Origin of the sequence: Streptomyces sodiiphilus (assembly GCF_039529215.1) — a bacterium.
Classification (GTDB): domain Bacteria; phylum Actinomycetota; class Actinomycetes; order Streptomycetales; family Streptomycetaceae; genus Streptomyces; species Streptomyces sodiiphilus.
This window is the reverse complement of the sequence record NZ_BAAAMJ010000042.1, coordinates 27,939-44,415: the sequence shown is the minus strand read 5'-3', so window position 1 is coordinate 44,415 and position 16,477 is coordinate 27,939. Positions and strand designations below refer to the sequence as shown.

Sequence of the window (16,477 nt, the reverse complement as noted above, 5' to 3'; positions counted from 1 at the left end):
TGCCGTATGCCGTGTGCCGGCCGACAGCGGCCCCTGGTACCAAGGGACCATGGCAAACCCGACGGACAGGTGGTCTGATTGGCGCGGGCCGCCGACGTGGAAGACCTCCGCCGAAGCGGCGAGCTCAGGCCGTCTGTGAGAGGGGACATAGTCGTGCAGCGCACTGTGGGGGAGCTGTGGAATCCGGGGTCATTCGATTCATTGCGGCGACAGCTCATACCGTCATTCGATCTTCTCTACACCTGTGCGGCTGAAGCCATAGCCCATTCATTCGGGCCAAAGGCGCCCGGGGGAAACAAATCGGTGAAGGTGCTCGATCTCGGCGCCGGCACCGGGCTGGTGAGCGCGGCAATCCGTGAACTGATCCCGGACTGCGAACTCGTTCTCCTGGATCAATCCGAGAAGATGCTGGCCAAAGCGGAGCAGCGATTCGCCGGGGACGACGCCATAAGGCTGGTCACCGCGGACATGGCGGAAAACCCCCTGCCGGCAGGGCCGTTCGACGCGGTGGTCAGCGGACTCGCCATCCATCACCTGACTCATGACGGCAAACGAGACCTGTTCGCCAGGATTCTCCGCGTCCTGCGTCCCGGCGGGCTCTTCGTCAACGTCGAACAGGTCGCCGCCCCCACCGACAGGCTCGAGGCACTGTACGACCAGCGGCACGAGTCGCACGTGCAGAGTTCCGGGACACCGGCGGAAGAGTGGGCAGCCGGACGGGAGCGGATGAAGTTCGACATCTGCGCAGATGTCGAGAGCCAGCTCCGCTGGCTCCGGGAGTCGGGATTCACCGACGTGGACTGCCTGGCCAAGGACCACCGGTTCGCCACCTACACCGGTCGACGGCCGTGACGGAAGCAAGGGCCACAGGACGGTTGCCGTGCTGTACCAGGCAGTAGCGGAGGTCGCGAGCCGTCGCCCCGAGAACGTGGCGGTCCGCACGCCGTTCGGAGGAGCCGAGACATACCGGGAGTTCCTCGCTCGTATCGACCGGCTCGCGGCCGGCCTCGCCCGGCACGGAATCGCACCGGGAAGCGTGGTCGCCTGCCGCGGGCTGCCCAACAGCCCCGACTACCCGGCGTTCATCCTCGCTGTGGCCAAGATCGGCGCCTGCTATGTCCCGCTCATCCGCGAGTTCGACGAGGAAGACGTCCGCACCGCCCTCAGGCTGGCCCGCCCGGAACTCGCCGTGGTGAGCGAGGCGAACAGCACTCTGGAGGGCGTACGGGAAGCAACGCTGGAGGAACTGCACGACGCGGGGGCAGCCGGGGAACCGGAGGGCGCCGGGCACGGAGAGGAATTATCCGCAGGACGGTTCCGGCTGCTGTGGTCGTCGGGGTCTACCGGCTTTCCCAAGATGATCGCCTGCCGCCAGGACCGGCTGCTCCCGGAACGGCAACGGTGGGTCCGGCACATCGCGGTGACGGAGACGGACGTCCTCTTCTGCCGGCACACACTCGACGTCGCCCACGCCACCGACCTGCATCTGCTAACGGCCCTCCTGGCCGGGGCCCAGGTGGTACTTGCCGACCCGGACGACTCACCGGAACAACTACTGGCACAGCTCGCCGCGTGCGGCGCCACGGTGATGAGTGCTCTGCCCCGGCACTACGACCAGCTCGCCGCGGCCGCGGAGAAGCACGAGCAGGGTCCGCTGCCGGCGTTGCGGCTGGCACTGTGCGGCGGCACGTACGTAGGTCCCGAGGTCGCTCGCCGCTGCGCCCGGTCCCTCGGGATACGGCTGCGCGAACTGTACGGCTCGACCGAGTACGGCCTGGCAGCGGTCGACTTGAAACCCTCGGCGGACGCAGACCCCTACCTGCCGCTCGTGCCGGGGGTGAGCGCCCGGCTGAACCCGCTGACGGCGGACGAGCCCGACGTGGGCGAGCTGGTACTGAGTTCGCCGTGGACCAGCGAGGGCTATCTCAACAACGACACCGCCCATGCCCGGACGTTCCGCGAAGGCGAGTACTGGACCGGAGACGTGGCACGGCGCAACGCCTCTGGCGAGTATCGCGTCCTGGGGCGTGTCTCCGAGGCCCTGACCAGCTCGCAGGGGCTGCTTCTGACCCCCGGCCTGGACGAGGATCTGGTCGCGCACTGCCCGGTCGGCGAATCCGTCAGCCTCGCTGTCGACCCGGAGGGGCGCGGCGACCGGGTGCGGGTCACCGTGCGCCCGGCTCCCGGGCACGCCGAGGCGGACGTGCTCGCAGCCGTGCAACGCCGGCTGCGGGACACGCACGGACTGAAAGGCACAGTCCGCGTCACCCGCCGGATCCCGTACACGGCCGTCGGAAAGCCGAACAAGGCGGTGATCCGCCGGATGTGGGACGCCCCCGGCAAGCCCCCGCTCGTGATGATTCCCGGGCTGGCGACGACGGGACGGTACCTCGACGGGCTTGTCGCCGAGTTCGCAGACGAACACGACGTCATCGTGTGGGACCTGCCCGGGCACGGCACACACTTCGACCCGGACGACACCGTCACATCGGCGCCCACCCTCGACTCGGCCGCCAGGGCACTACGCGACCACCTCGATGACCTCAACCTGTGCGGGGCGACCCTGCTGGGCTGGTCACTCGGCGCCGCCGTCGCCTATACCTACCTGAACCGCTACGGCCCGCACCGCGTCGCCCGGCTCGTCTCGGTCGAGATGACGCCTCGTCTACTCGTCGGCGAGGACTGGACACACGCGGCGTTCGGCCGGCTGGACGCCGAAGGCGCCCTCGCGCTTCTGAAGCAGATCTGGACCGACTACGACGGCTTCGTCACGGACCTGGTCCGCAGCTCCTTCGCCGACGGAAGCACACCCGATCCCTCCCTGCAGCACGCCCTCACCACCGCATCGAAGAACTGCCGACCCGCCGACGTCGTCGCGCTGTGGACGGACGCGTTGTGCCTCGACTGGCGTGAACAGCTCGCTGCGCTGCCCCTTCCGACGCTGCTCGTGCACGGGGCGAGGAGCCAAGTCTTTCCCAGCGGCGTCGGCGACTGGCTGGCGGACACGATTCCGCACGCACGGCTGGTCCGCCTCGAACGAAGTGGGCACATGCCGTTCCTCGAACAGCGAAAGGAGTTCGTGGCCGAGCTCCGCGCGTTCCATGCGGTCACCGCGGCATCGACTCAGAAGAACCAGAAGGGAAGCACCGAAGACGATGGCTGACGACGAGCGCCCGGAGAACCGGACGGCCGCGCGGCGCCTGTGCTGGATCTACCCCGATCGCGGCACGGCGGAGCAACGCGAGATGGAAGCCCGCAACGTGTGGGACGGGTACCGCGCGGTCGCCGGCGACCTGGGGCTGGAGATGTCCCTGCACAAACCCGAGGAGATCGCCATTGACGCGCGGGACCCCCGGCGGCCCCGCTTCTACCTCAACGGGGATCAGGTGACCCCTGAGGACACGATCTTCGTGACCTATCTGTACTCTCTGCCGCACCAAGCACCGGACGTGGCGAACCAGGTCATGCTCTACACCAACCTGGAACAGGCCGGGTTCTACCTGCCCATCCCGCCGCGGATCGCATACATCGGCCGCGACAAGCTCGCCACCATGCTCTTTCTCGCCGACTGCCCGGTCCCTGCACTGCCCAGTGTGCGCATCGGGACCGGACGGTCCGCCATGTCCGCCCACTACGACATCGCGTTGTCCGGCCTGACCTACCCACTGATCGTCAAACCCGCCTACTGGGGGATGGGCCTGGGCACCAGTGTGGTGACGAACATCCATGACCTGCGGGGCGTCATCGGCATGGCGGGCGGTGCCGACGTGCCGGTAGTGGTGCAGCCCTACTTCGAGAACGTCAGCGAGGGTCGCGTCTACGTCATCGACGGCAAGCCCCACACCATTCTGCGTGGAAGGAAGGAGGGGTACTGCATGATGGCGGTCCGCGCCACCGGCGGGAAGATTCACCGCGAGTATCTCGACTCCCTCCCCGAACTCGAGGAAGCCGTGGCCTACGCCGCGCGACGACTGCGGACCGCGTACTTCACACTCGACTTCCTCCACGACGGCGAGCGCTACTGGATACACGAAATAGAGCCCGACGGCGCCGTGGGCTTCAGCCAGAACGCCGACCAGGGCGATGTGGCCTACCGTGTGATCCACGACCGGTTCGCCGCGTACCTCCGGGGCCACGACGCGTTCCTCAAGGACCGGGCGTGACCATGGCCGCCGGGAGCATCGGTCGCCTTCCGGTGCCGGAGGTGCTGGCCCACGCGGACCGGCTCGCGAGGACCGGCGGGCCCTCCGTTCCGCAGGGCGCCCGCGAGCTGGCCGATCTGCCGGTGACCGGCCCGGCCGAGGTACTGGGCATCTCCCGGAACGCGGCCGAGAGGCACGGAGCGCTGCTGCTCTCCAGCGGCGGCACGACGGGCGAACCGAAGCTCACCTTCGTGCCGCATCACCAGGCCGTGGAACGTCTGTCGGCGCGGTGGCGCCCGCTGGTGCCCGGCAGCATCATGCTCAACGCGTTCAACGCCGGGCGTATGTGGGCCTCGCACTACTACATGCAGCGGCTCGCCGAGCACAGCGGCGCCACCGTGATCCCCTTCGGACCGCTGACAGCCGAAGACGCCATGGCCTGGGCACCCCGGCTGGCGCGCATCGGGGTCACCGCCGTCGCAGGCACGCCGACCGGGCTGGCCGACCTGGCCGAAGGCGTACTGGCTGCGGGGGCGGAACTGCCCGTGAAGACAGTCATCTGGATGGCCGAGCCGTGGACCGACACCAAACGCGACGCGGTTACCCGTGCGTTCCCCCAGGCCGGCTTCTGGGGCAACTACGGCTCGGTCGAGACCTACGTCATCGCCGTCAATGACCCGCGCTGCGATCCGGCTGTCCTCCACCTGCTGCCCGAGCAGGTGCTGGAGCCGGACGACGGCGGTGCGCTGCTGACCCGCGTCGGCGAGGGCTGGACAGTGCCGGTGGTGCGGTACCGGCTGGGCGACCGCGTCGCACCGGCCGAGTGCCGCTGCGGCCGGGGGGACGGTCTGCGCGTCCTGGGGCGCGCAGACGACATGGTGAAGTTCCGTGGCGCGACCTTCGGAATCGGTGAAGTGCTCGACGTGGTGCGCAGTGTCCCAGGTGTGACCGAGGCTCAACTGGGTCTCGCCGGGGCGGACGGCGACCGTCGGACGGCCGAGCGGCTGACGGTCCGCTTCCTCGGCACAGCAGACGCCGAAGACGTCACCGCCGAGCTGCTGCGGGCGTTCGACCGCTTCCGGCAGGTCATGTCGCACCATCCGAAAGCCGTCACCGCGGTGCGCGCGGAGCGCCTCGCCAGGATCGACAGAACCACAAAGGTACCGCCGGCCACCTGGTCGAAATGGTCAGAGGAGGACCGATGAGCACGGTGAACTCGACGGACACGAAAAGACGGGAACGCCCTTGGGCCGTGTTCGCCATCGTCGTGGGTGGCTACTTCATGGCCCAGATGGATCTGACAGTACTGACCGTCGCGTTGCCGAGCATCACCCGCGACCTGGACGCGAGCGTCGTCGAGGGCCTGTGGGCGGTGAACGCCTACGTGCTGGTGCTCGCCGCCGCGCTGATCACCGCGGGACGGCTGGGCGACATCTACGGCTCGCGGCGCATGTTCGCGCTCGGGGTGACCCTCTTCACCGTCTTCAGCCTCGCCTGCGGGCTGGCCCAGAGCCCCTTGCAGCTGATCCTGGCCCGTGCCTTCCAGGGCCTGGGGGCCGCGCTGCTCTTGCCGCAGGTCCTCGTCACGATCGTCTCCCTCATCCCCGAGGAGCGGCGAGGCACGGCCCTCGGCATCCGCGGCTCGGTCGGCGCGGGTGCCGCCATCGCCGGGCCCCTCGTGGGCGGACTCCTGGTCAGCCTGCTGGACTGGCGGTGGGTCTTCTTCATCAACGTGCCCATCGGTGCCGCCCTGCTCGTCGCCACGCTGCTGCTCATGCCCGAGCCACGGCCACAGCGCCCCCGGCGCCTGGACATGGCCGGAGCGGTGCTCGTCGCGCTGGCGCTGCTGATCGCCGTGTACACACTGACGCAGGGCGAGGAGGCCGGATGGAACATCGGAAGCTGGGCAGGGCTGGCGGCCGCGGCGTTGCTGGTCGTGGCGTTCGTCGCGCAGCAGCGCCGCAAACAGGAGGACGAGCCACTCATCCCGTTCGCCGTCTTCCACTCCCGCCGCTACCGGCTGATGCTGGTGGCGGGCGTGGGCATCTCCATGTCGGTGATCGCCTTCACGCTGTCGCTGTCCTACTTCCTCCAGGAAGGGCTGGCGGTCAGCGCGCTGCGCACCGGAGCCGTGATCGCGCCCGCCTCGCTGGTGTCGATGCTGCTGGCGCCGTTCGTGGGCCGGCTGGCCGACCGAATGGACGCGAAGCGGCTGCTGACAGCCGGGCTGGGGCTGACGGCGCTCGGCATGGCCCTGTGCATCTGGCAGATGACCGCCGACGCGGAGTGGATGTACTTCATCCCCATGATGTTCGTCATCGGTGCGGGCAACGCGATGCTGTTCACTCCGATGACGGCCATCGCCATGCGTGGAGTCGAACCAGCGGTGGCGGGTGCCGCATCGGGGGTGCTGGCGACGTTCCTCCAGTTCGGGGCTGTCGTGGGTTCGGCGGCCGTGGGCGTGGTGATGCAGCGCGTCGCCGCGGACGCCGCGTTCACCGATGCCGCCAGGACGGCGATGCTGGTTCCGCTGGCTGCCGTGCTCGTGGCCGCCGTCGCCTGCCTGGCCGTCGACCGGACGCCGCCGCCGGAACGCGCGGAACCCGCCGCGGCGAAAACCGCGGCGGGCGGCGCCAAGTGACAGCGTTCGGAGCCTGTCCGAAACCGTGGTCCCGGCGCGAGGCAATTCCGTCGGCCGAAAGGGCTCGGCCCCGGCCGTTACGCCCGCAGCGGCGCCGCCCGCCCGGGCCCGTCACGGCCGCTGTGACCTCCCCGATGTCCCGCACCAGCTTGTCGTGCGGCCGGTAGTCCCGGGGCCGCACGTGCGCGACTCCGTCCCCGGCGCTTTCGTACCCGGGACTGCCGGATGGCCCGCCGGCCACCGGAGACACGGCACCACCGGATGAGGGGTGCCGGACGGAACAGTGGCCGTCGCGGTGGCGGAGTCCTCTCCGCTCCAGGGCAGGGGGAACGCAGTTGGGGACGTCACAGGCACCGGACGCTGCCGCCGGACACAGGCCGGACGGTGGCGAGGACCCGGAGCAGCTCCTGCGTGGTGGCCGAGCGGATCGCCGTGGTTCGCCCTGGCCCTGCTGATGATGTTCGTGATCGGGTTCGGCAGTGCCACGCACCTGGTGATCGGCACCACGCTGCTGCAGCGCGAGGCCCGGAGCGACATGACGGGCGTGGTCATGGGCGTGCTCCTCAGCATGACGTTCCTCGCCGAAACACTCGGATCCCTCATCGGCGGCGTGGTGTTCGAGCTCGTCGGGGCACGCTGGACGCTCGCCGTCGCCGGCACCGTGATGGCCGTGGGCGCCCTGACCGGCACCCGTCTCGCTGCCCGCGCCACCCGGCGGGGAGGAGACCGCCGGGCACCGGACGAGAGGGCGAACGGCAGGTCCGGGACGGTGACGTAGGGTGGCGCCCCGGGAGGAGCGTGAGCAGTGCAAGAGCGGGTCACCATGACGGATGTCGCGCGGGCCGCCGGCGTCTCGACCGCCACGGTCTCCTACGTCCTGTCCGGCAAGCGGCCCGTGGCGCCCGCGACGCGGACGGCGGTCGAGGCCGCCATCACCGAACTGGGCTTCACCGTGAACACGGCCGCGCGCAGTCTGCGGACCGGGCAGTCCACGCTGGTGGCGCTGATCGTGCCCGACATCGCGAACCCGTTCTTCGCCCAGCTCGCCGCCGCGCTCCAGGAGGAACTGCGCGGGCTGGGACTGCACGTGATCGTCTGCAACACCCGCGCCGACCGCCGCGAGGAGCGCGCGCTGCTGGCCGAGGCGGTGCAGCAGCGGTTCGCCGGGGTGGTGATCACTCCCTTCCGCCTGCTGCCGAGGGACATCGAGGTCCTCGGCAGAGCGGGAATCCCGACCGTGATCAGCGCGGACGTCCCCTTCGGCCCGGTCGATCTCGTGACGCCGGACGCGCGGACCGCGACCCGTCAGGCGCTGGAGCGGGTGACCGCGGCGAAGCGCCGGCGCATCGCCATGATCGCCGGTCCCCGGGACGCGACCGGCGGTGACCCCCGTCTCGAACTCCTGCGGAACCTGGCCCGCCAGTTCGGCACCTCCCTGCCCGGCGACCTGGTCGTGCGCGGTGAGCACACCCGGGAGGCGGGAGCCGAGGGCTTCGCCCGTCTGATGAGCCGCCGCTACCGGCCGGACGCCGTCTTCTGCGCCAACGACATGGTCGCGGTCGGTGCCCTGGACAAGGCGAACGAGCTGGGCGTCGGCATTCCCGGCGAGGTCGCTCTCGTGGGCCATGACGACGCCTCGTTCGCCTCCCTGGTGCGACCGCAGCTGACGACGATCCGCTACCCCGCCGAGGACGTGGGCCGGGCGGCGGCCCGGCTGCTCAAGGAGCGTCTGGACGGGCGGAGCGTGCACCGGACCGTCCGGGTCAAGGCAGAGTTCCTCGCGCGGGACTCCGCCTGACCGCAGGGCGTCCGTCGACCGCCTCCCGCGCCGCCCCGGCAGCTCATCGTCAAGCCCTTCGGGCAACCATGACGTAATCGATTCCGCACGCAGTTGCCCCCACCGGCAACCTGCCGCCAGAGCTGCGCATAACCGCAGGTCGAACGACCATTACAGGGGTTCGCCGAGCAAGGCGGAGCAGGTCATGAACAGAGGCCATCGCAAAGAAATCCGCGCAGCACTCTTGACATCGGTGGATTCACCTCGTCAGGGTTGCGCCCACCGCTTCGTCGGAGCGGTGAATCGGCGGCAAGGAGCAAACCCATGGCGACGCGTGCGCGGCAATCCTCCCTGGTCAGACACGGCGTGATCGGTGCCGCGGTGATGGCTCTCGCGGCGGTGACCGCCTGCGGCGGCGGTGACGGCACGGGCGGCGGTGACGCGGCCGACGGCTCCTGCGCGCCGTCCTCCGGCCCGGTCACGCTGCAGTACTGGTCCTGGGTCCCCGGCATGCAGGAAGCCGTGGACCTGTGGAACAGCCAGAACCTCGACGTGCAGGTCGAGCTGAAAAGCACCCCCGCGGGCAACGCGGGCACCTACCAGAACATGTCCAACGCCCTGAAGGCCGGCAACGCCCCGGACCTCGGGCAGATCGAGTACGACTCCCTGGCCAGCTTCCGCCTCCAGGGCGGCCTGCACGACATCGCCGAGTGCCCCGGCATGGACACGGCGCAGCCGCTGTTCGCCGACTGGACCTGGTCCCAGGTCGGCTTCGGGGCCGACGGCGAGGACGGCATCTGGGCGATACCCCAGGACACCGGCCCCATGGCGCTGTTCTACCGCGAGGACATCTTCGACGACCTCGGCCTGGAGACGCCCGGCACCTGGGAGGAGTACGCGGCCGCCGCGGCCGAACTCAACGAGGCCGGCAAGTACATCACGCACTTCTCGCAGACCGACCCGAACTGGTTCACCGGCCTGCTGTGGCAGAACGAGGCCACCATGTTCCAGCGCGACGAGGACACCTGGGAGGTCACCGTCGACCGCCCCGAGAGCCGGCAGGTCGCCGAGTACTGGCAGGAGCTCATCGACGACGGCCTCGTCGCCACCGATCTCCAGGGCTTCTCCCCGGCCCTGTACAAGGCGTGGAACGACGGCGAGGTGGTCACCTGGATCAGCGCCGCCTGGGGCTACAGCACGATCCGCGACAACGCCGCGTCCACCGAGGGCACCTGGGCCGTGGCCCCGATGCCGCAGTGGGAGGCCGGGCAGCAGCGGGCGGGCAACTGGGGCGGCTCGACCACCGCGGTGCTGTCCGGAAGCGAGCACCCGGCCGAGGCAGCGGAGTTCGCGCTGTGGCTGAACACCGACCCCGACGCCCTGGAGATCCTCAACCGTGAGGGCGGCCTCTACCCGGCGGCCACCGAAGGCCTGGAACTGCCCGCTCTCCAGGAGCCGGTGGAGTTCTACGGCGGGCAGAAGATCTTCGACGTCTTCGCCGAGGCGTCGGCGAACGTCGACACCGGGTTCACGTGGGGTCCGACGATGACCGACACCTACCGCTTCCTCAGCGACGGCATGGCCGGTGCCCTCGGCGGCAAGGACACGCTGACGGACGTGCTGGAGCAGACCCAGTCGCAGAGCGTGGACTCGCTGCGCAAGCAGTCCCTCGACGTGACCGGCTGACCGGCCTCCCCTCCCGCCCCGCCTTCCCCGCCGCCCCGCCCGGCGGGGAAGGCGCCCTGCCGAAAGCCTTCCCGTGAACACCAACGCCCCGCCCCGGGCGCGCCGCAGGCCGGCCCGTCAGGCCCTCGTCCCCTGGGCGCTGCTTCTGCCCTTCCTCATTCCCTTCGCGCTGTTCACCCTGCTGCCGGTGGGCTACGCCTTCTGGCAGAGCCTGCACAGGACGGAACGCACCGGCGGCACCTTCGGGGAGACCCGGCCGGTGTTCGCCGGCTTCCAGCAGTACGCCAACGTCCTGGGCGAACCCTTCTTCCTCGACAGCGTTCTGCGCGTCACCGTGTTCGCCCTGGTGCAGATCCCCGTCATGCTGCTGTTCGCCCTGGTCCTCGCCCTGCTGCTGGACTCCACGGTGGCGCGCCTCAAGCGGTTCTTCCGGATGGCGTACTTCATCCCGTACGGCATACCGGGTGTCATCGCGGCGCTGATGTGGGCCTTCCTGTACGACCCGCGGCTGTCGCCGGTCGTGGACGGGCTGCGGTCCGCCGGAATCGAGGCCGACCTGCTGGGAGGGGACCTGATCCTCTTCTCCATCGGCAACGTCGTCACCTGGACCTACACCGGCTACAACATGCTCATCCTGTACACCGCGCTGCAGACGCTGCCCGCCGACATCGGGGAGGCGGCCCGCATCGACGGGGCCGGCGGCTGGACGATCGCCACCCGCATCAAGGTCCCGCTCATCCGGCCGGCACTCGTGATGACCGGGGTGTTCTCCATCATCGGCACCTTCCAGCTGTTCACCGAGCCGCAGGTCTTCCGGTCCATCTCCACCAGCGTCACCAGCACCTACACGCCCAACCTCGCGGCGTACTCGCTGGCCTCCGCCGACCACTACAGCGAGGCGGCGGCGCTGTCGGTCCTGCTCGCCGTCGTGACCTTCGTGCTGTCGTTCGGCTTCCTCTTCCTCGTCTCCCGGAGGCAGCGATGAGCTTTCTCACCCGCACCGAAGGCGCGCACGCCCCGGCGCCCGCGAAGCGGTCCGCGCCGGGGAAGCTCGGCGTCGTGGCCGCCGTGGCCTTCATGACCCTGGCCGCCTGCTACATGCTGCTGCCGGTCTACTGGCTGCTGATCTCCGCCACCAAGAGCCAGCCGGACCTGGTCTCCACACCCGGGCTGCTGCCCGCCCAGTGGCACCTCACGGACAACCTGCGCGCGCTGTTCACGCAGCAGGACGGCGTGTTCGCCCGGTGGCTGCTCAACAGCCTGCTCTACGCGGGCGCGGGCGCGGCCCTCGCCACCGCGCTGGCGGCGGCCGCCGGATACGCCCTGGCCAAGTACGAGTTCAGGGGGCGCGAGGCGGTGTTCTCCGTCATCCTCGGCGGCGTGCTGGTGCCCGCCACCGCGCTCGCACTGCCGCTGTTCCTGCTCTTCGCCGAAGTGGGGGCGACCAACACCTTCTGGTCGGTGTTCCTGCCGAGCATCGTCAGCCCCTTCGGCGTGTTCCTCTCCCGGATCTTCGCGACCGCCTCGGTGCCCGACGAGATCATCGAGGCCGCCCGCATGGACGGCGCCGGGGAGCTGCGCATCTTCCGCAGTATCGCCCTGCGCATGATGGGCCCCGCCCTGGTGACCGTCTTCCTGTTCCAGTTCGTCGTCATCTGGAACAACTTCCTGCTGCCTCTCATCATGCTCCAGAACGACACCCTCTACCCGGTCACCCTGGGGCTGTACACCTGGCAGTCGCAGACCAGCCGGCTGCCCGAACTGCAGACGCTCACCATCGTGGGGGCCCTGGTCTCCGTCGTGCCCATCGTGCTCACCTTCCTGCTTCTCCAGCGCTACTGGCGGGCCGGTCTCACCGCAGGGGCGGTGAAGGCGTGACCCACCCCCGCCCCCACCCCCTGACCGGGATCAACCGGCGTCTCGGCTCCCTCGCCTACGGCGGCGACTACAACCCCGAGCAGTGGCCCCCGGAGGTCTGGCAGGAGGACGTCCGGCTCATGCGGGAGGCCGGCGTCAACCTCGTCACCCTCGGCGTGTTCTCGTGGTCGCGCATCCAGCCGCGCCCCGGCACCTGGGACTGGAGCCTGACGGACACCGTGCTCGACCTGCTCCACGAGCACGGCATCGCCGTGGACCTCGCCACCCCCACCGCGGCACCGCCGCCCTGGTTCACCCACCAGCACCCCGACGCCCGGCCGGTGACCGCCTCCGGCACCCGGCTGGCCCCCGGCAGCCGCCAGGTCTTCTGCCCCAGCCACCCCGCCTACGCCGAGGCGGCCGACGCCGTTGTCACCGCGCTGGCCACCCGCTACGCCGGGCACCCCGCCGTCGTGCTGTGGCACGTGCACAACGAGTTCGGCAACCACAACGCCCTGTGCTACTGCGACACCAGCGCCGCCGCGTTCCGCGACTGGCTCCGGGACCGCTACACCTGCCTCGACGCCCTGAACGACGCGTGGGGTACGGACTTCTGGAGCCAGCGCTACGGCGACTGGGAGGAGATCGAACCGCCCCGCGAGACCACCGCCTTCCGCAACCCCGGCCAGGAACTGGACTACCACCGCTTCTCCTCCGACGCCCTGCTGGCCCGCCACCGCGCCGAGGCCGCCCTGCTGCGCCGCCTCTCCCCCGGCATCCCGCTGACCACCAACCTCCTGGGCACGCTGGAACCCAAGGTCGACGGCTACGCCTTCGCCGCCGCGTGCGACGTCGTCTCCGTCGACCACTACCTGCCCGCGCACGACCCCCGCGGCCACATCGACCTGGCCCTCAACGCGGACCTGGCCCGCGGCATGGCCGCTGGACGGCCCTGGCTGCTCATGGAGCACTCCACCTCCGCCGTCAACTGGCAGCCGGTCAACGTCGCCAAGCAGCCCGGCGAGATGCACCGCAACAGCCTCACCCACCTGGCCCGCGGGGCGGACGGCATCCTGTTCTTCCAGTGGCGGCAGTCCCGCGCGGGCGCCGAGAAGTGGCACTCGGCGATGCTTTCGCACGCCGGCACCGGCAGCCGCATCTGGCGGGAGGTGCGCGCCCTCGGCGCCGGCCTGGCCGCGCTCGGCGAGGTGGCCGGGACACGCGTCGAGGCGGACGTCGCCCTCCTCTTCGACTGGCACACCTGGTGGGCACTGGAACTCCAGGCCCGCCCGTCCTCCCGCATGCGCTACCTCGACGCGGTGCGCGACTGGTACGAGGCACTGTGGACCTCCGGCGTCACCTGCGACATCGTCCCGCCCGGCAGCGACCTGACCCGGTACAAGGCCGTCGTCGCCCCCAGCCTCTACCTGCTCTCCGAACAGGACGCGGCGCACCTCACCCGGTATGTCCACGGGGGCGGACACCTCGCCGTCGGCTGCTTCAGCGGCGTGGTCGACGCCCACGACCGGGTCCACCCGGGTGGCGGCCCCGGAGTGCTGCGCGAGGTGCTCGGGCTGGCGGTCGACGAGTACCTGCCGCTGCGGGACGGGGAGACGGTCCGCCTCAGCGACGGCTCGGCGGCCGGCCTGTGGGCCGAACGCGTCGAGCCCCGCGGCTGCGAGACCGTGCTGCGCTTCGCGAAGACCGCCGAAGGCGGCCCGGCGCGCGGCGGCCCCGCCGTCACCCGGCACAGCCACGGTGCCGGGAGCGCCTGGTACGTGGCCACCCGTGCCTCCGCCGGCACCCTGCGGGACCTGGTCCGGGGCCTGGGCGGTGAGGCGGGGTTCCGTCCGGTCGCCGACGTTCCCGAGGGCGTCGAGGCGGTGCGCCGCGCCGGGGACGGCCACTCGTACCTCTTCCTCGTCAACCACACGGACACCGACGTCACGGTCCCGGTCGGGGGCACGGTGATCCACGGCTGCGCGGCCGGGCCCGGTGCGGCGATTCCGGCCGGAGGCACCGCCGTCGTCCGGGAGGAGGCCGCCCCGCGCCGGTCCTGACGACGCGGCCGGGCCCGCGGCCCGCCCCTCCCCGCCTTCCGTCCCTCCCCCAAGGAGTCCTCACGTGCCCGGCCACCCGACAGCACCGCCCGGCCCCCGGCCGGTGGAGACCGACGAGGCGAGCGGCACCATCGTGCTGCGGACCCCCGCCTCCTGCTACGTCCTGCGCCTGGACCGCACGGCGGGCACCGCCTGGAACGTCCACTGGGGAGCGCCGCTGCCCCTGGCCGACGCGGCGGCGCTCCCGGTGTGGGCCGATCACGACGACAGCTTCGCCGGGCGCGGCGACGGCGTCGAGGAGTACCCGGTGGAAGGCGGCGCCCGGTTCGGCGTCCCGGCACTCGCCGTCCGGTTCGCCGACGGCAGCAGCCCGCTCGAACCCCGGGCCGAGGGAATCCGGATCACCGACGGCAACCACGTGACCGTCTCCTTCCGGGACCGGGCCCGGCCACTGGCGTGGGAGCTGCACTACCGCGTACCCGCCACGGGTGACGTCATCGAACGGTGGACGGAGATCGTGCACACGGGAGACGTGACGGACGAGCCGGTTCTCCTCCTGCAGTACGCCTCCGCGCACTGGCCGCTGCCGCAGCGAGCGCACTGGCGCCTGTCCTCCGTGCACGGAAGCTGGTCGGCGGAACACCGGCTGGGGCGGAGCGAACTCGCCTTCGGGGAGACCACGTTGACCAGCCGCCGCGGCCACACCGGCCATCACGCCAACCCCTGGGCCATGCTCGACACCGGCAGCGCCGACGAGGAGCGGGGGGAGGTCTGGGCGACCGCACTGGCCACCAGCGCCAGCTGGCGCCTGACGGCCCAGCGCACCGCCTCCGGCCGGGCGGGGATCATGGCGGCGGAGGGACACGAAGGCGTCGAGATCTCCCTGGCTCCCGGCCGCCGCCACACCACCCCGGTCAGCGCGGCCACGTACAGCCCGGACGGCTTCGGCGGCGTCAGCCACGCCTTCCACGCCTACGTGCGCCGGCACGTCCTGCCGCACGGGGAGGAGACGCGGCCGGTGCTGTACAACTCCTGGGAGGCGACCTCCTTCGAGGTGGACGAGGACAACCAGACGGACCTGGCCCGGCGGGCCGCCGCCCTGGGCGTGGAACTCTTCGTGGTCGACGACGGCTGGTTCGCCGGCCGGGACGACGACCGCGCGGGACTGGGCGACTGGACCCCGCACGCCCGGCGCTTTCCCCGCGGACTGCGGCCGCTGGCCGACGAAGTGCACCGGCTGGGCATGGCGTTCGGCGTGTGGGTGGAGCCCGAGATGGTCAACGCCGACAGCGACCTGTACCGCGCCCGCCCCGACTGGGTCCTGCACCTTCCCGACCGCCGCGCCACCGAACTGCGCCACCAGCTCGTCCTCGACTTCTCCCGGCCGGAGGTGACCGACTGGGCGTACGGATGGCTGCGCGAGCTGGTCGACGGCTGCGCGGTGGACTTCCTCAAGTGGGACTTCAACCGGTCGTTCACGGAAGCGGGCGCACACGGCGGCGGGCCGGACGCGCGGCGCGTGCACATCGAGCACGCCCGGGGGCTGTACCGCGTACTCGACCGGCTGCGGGCCGACTTCCCGCACCTGCGCGTCGAGTCCTGCGCGGGCGGCGGAGGGCGCGCCGACCTGGGCATCCTGGCGCGGACCGACCAGGTATGGACCTCGGACAACACCGACGCCGTGGACCGGCTGACCCTCCAGCACGGCTTCAGCCAGGTGTACCCGGCCTCCGTCATGGCGAGTTGGGTGACCGACAGCCCCAACCCCCTGACCGGGCGCCGGACACCGCCGGCCTTCCGCTTCCACACGGCGATGGCGGGCGTCCTCGGCATCGGCGGCGACCTGGCGCGCTGGACGGCCGAGGAGACCGAGGAGGCGACCCGGCTGGTGGCCCTGTACAAGGACATCCGCGCGGTCGTGCAGCACGGCAGGCAGTACCGGCTGCTCGCTCCGGGGCAAGGCCCCCTGTGCGCGGTCCAGTACGTCGCCGCCGACGCGCGCGAAACGGTCGTGCTGATCTGGCGGCCCAGCACGTCAGCCTGGTCCGCGCACGCCCCGCTGCGGCTGTGCGGACTGGACCCCGAGGCCCGCTACCGGGACGAGGACACCGGGGCGGAGTGGTCCGGCGCGACCCTCGCGGCCCACGGCCTCCCGCTCCCCGGCCTGCCCCCCGGCGACTGCGCGAGCGCCCTGGTGCGCCTGCGCCGCTCGTCCCCCGCCGAGGACTGAGCGCCGTCAGCCTTCGCCTGCCGCGCTCGCCATACTTGCCGCGCACCTCGACGCTGTAGCCCCCGTCGGCCGACGGCCCCACTC

At 71.1% G+C, this 16,477-nt stretch carries 12 protein-coding genes; all 12 read left to right on the top strand.

Going from position 1 to position 16,477, the window contains the following annotated elements:
- Positions 1–96: 96 nt before the first annotated feature.
- The 12 genes from ABD299_RS18485 (at position 97) to ABD299_RS18430 (ending at position 16,393) form a co-directional block, all read left to right on the top strand.
- Entirely contained in the window at positions 97–852 is a 756-nt protein-coding gene (locus ABD299_RS18485) for a class I SAM-dependent methyltransferase (protein ID WP_344263817.1), read from the top strand.
- A gap of 28 nt (positions 853–880) precedes the next feature.
- Positions 881–3,163, top strand: a complete 2,283-nt coding sequence (locus ABD299_RS18480; RefSeq protein ID WP_344263790.1) for an alpha/beta fold hydrolase — start codon at positions 881–883, stop codon at positions 3,161–3,163.
- Positions 3,156–4,163, top strand: a complete 1,008-nt coding sequence (locus tag ABD299_RS18475; protein WP_344263788.1) for an ATP-grasp domain-containing protein — start codon at positions 3,156–3,158, stop codon at positions 4,161–4,163. Before ABD299_RS18480 ends, ABD299_RS18475 begins: the two co-directional genes overlap by 8 nt.
- A gap of 2 nt (positions 4,164–4,165) precedes the next feature.
- On the top strand, positions 4,166–5,347 hold the full coding sequence (locus tag ABD299_RS18470) for a phenylacetate--CoA ligase family protein (protein ID WP_344263815.1): 1,182 nt from the start codon (positions 4,166–4,168) through the stop codon (positions 5,345–5,347).
- Positions 5,344–6,783, top strand: coding sequence for an MFS transporter (locus tag ABD299_RS18465; RefSeq protein ID WP_344263786.1), 1,440 nt, complete (start codon positions 5,344–5,346; stop codon positions 6,781–6,783). The genes ABD299_RS18470 and ABD299_RS18465 overlap by 4 nt, the downstream gene beginning before the upstream one ends.
- Before the next feature lie 454 nt (positions 6,784–7,237).
- On the top strand, positions 7,238–7,561 hold the full coding sequence (locus ABD299_RS18460) for an MFS transporter (protein ID WP_344263784.1): 324 nt from the start codon (positions 7,238–7,240) through the stop codon (positions 7,559–7,561).
- Positions 7,562–7,588: 27 nt separating this feature from the next.
- Positions 7,589–8,581 (top strand): LacI family DNA-binding transcriptional regulator, encoded by a 993-nt coding sequence (locus ABD299_RS18455; RefSeq protein ID WP_344263782.1) that lies wholly within the window; start codon positions 7,589–7,591, stop codon positions 8,579–8,581.
- 303 nt (positions 8,582–8,884) lie between these two features.
- On the top strand, positions 8,885–10,246 hold the full coding sequence (locus ABD299_RS18450; protein WP_344263780.1) for an ABC transporter substrate-binding protein: 1,362 nt from the start codon (positions 8,885–8,887) through the stop codon (positions 10,244–10,246).
- Positions 10,247–10,319: 73 nt separating this feature from the next.
- The gene (locus ABD299_RS18445) at positions 10,320–11,231 is read left to right on the top strand and encodes a carbohydrate ABC transporter permease (protein WP_344263778.1); all 912 of its coding nucleotides are present in this window, start codon (positions 10,320–10,322) and stop codon (positions 11,229–11,231) included.
- Positions 11,228–12,124, top strand: coding sequence for a carbohydrate ABC transporter permease (locus tag ABD299_RS18440; RefSeq protein WP_344263776.1), 897 nt, complete (start codon positions 11,228–11,230; stop codon positions 12,122–12,124). The genes ABD299_RS18445 and ABD299_RS18440 overlap by 4 nt, the downstream gene beginning before the upstream one ends.
- Positions 12,121–14,163: a beta-galactosidase gene (locus ABD299_RS18435; protein WP_344263774.1), complete on the top strand. Its 2,043-nt coding sequence runs from the start codon at positions 12,121–12,123 to the stop codon at positions 14,161–14,163. Before ABD299_RS18440 ends, ABD299_RS18435 begins: the two co-directional genes overlap by 4 nt.
- Positions 14,164–14,227: 64 nt before the next feature.
- Positions 14,228–16,393: an alpha-galactosidase gene (locus tag ABD299_RS18430; protein ID WP_344263772.1), complete on the top strand. Its 2,166-nt coding sequence runs from the start codon at positions 14,228–14,230 to the stop codon at positions 16,391–16,393.
- Positions 16,394–16,477 lie beyond the last annotated feature (84 nt).

Coding starts and splice junctions, on each gene's coding strand:
- ABD299_RS18450 (WP_344263780.1), top strand. CDS start 8,885: ATGGCGACGCGTGCGCGGCAATCCTCCCTGGTCAGACACGGCGTGATC.
- ABD299_RS18470 (WP_344263815.1), top strand. CDS start 4,166: ATGGCCGCCGGGAGCATCGGTCGCCTTCCGGTGCCGGAGGTGCTGGCC.
- ABD299_RS18475 (WP_344263788.1), top strand. CDS start 3,156: ATGGCTGACGACGAGCGCCCGGAGAACCGGACGGCCGCGCGGCGCCTG.
- ABD299_RS18460 (WP_344263784.1), top strand. CDS start 7,238: ATGATGTTCGTGATCGGGTTCGGCAGTGCCACGCACCTGGTGATCGGC.
- ABD299_RS18465 (WP_344263786.1), top strand. CDS start 5,344: ATGAGCACGGTGAACTCGACGGACACGAAAAGACGGGAACGCCCTTGG.
- ABD299_RS18440 (WP_344263776.1), top strand. CDS start 11,228: ATGAGCTTTCTCACCCGCACCGAAGGCGCGCACGCCCCGGCGCCCGCG.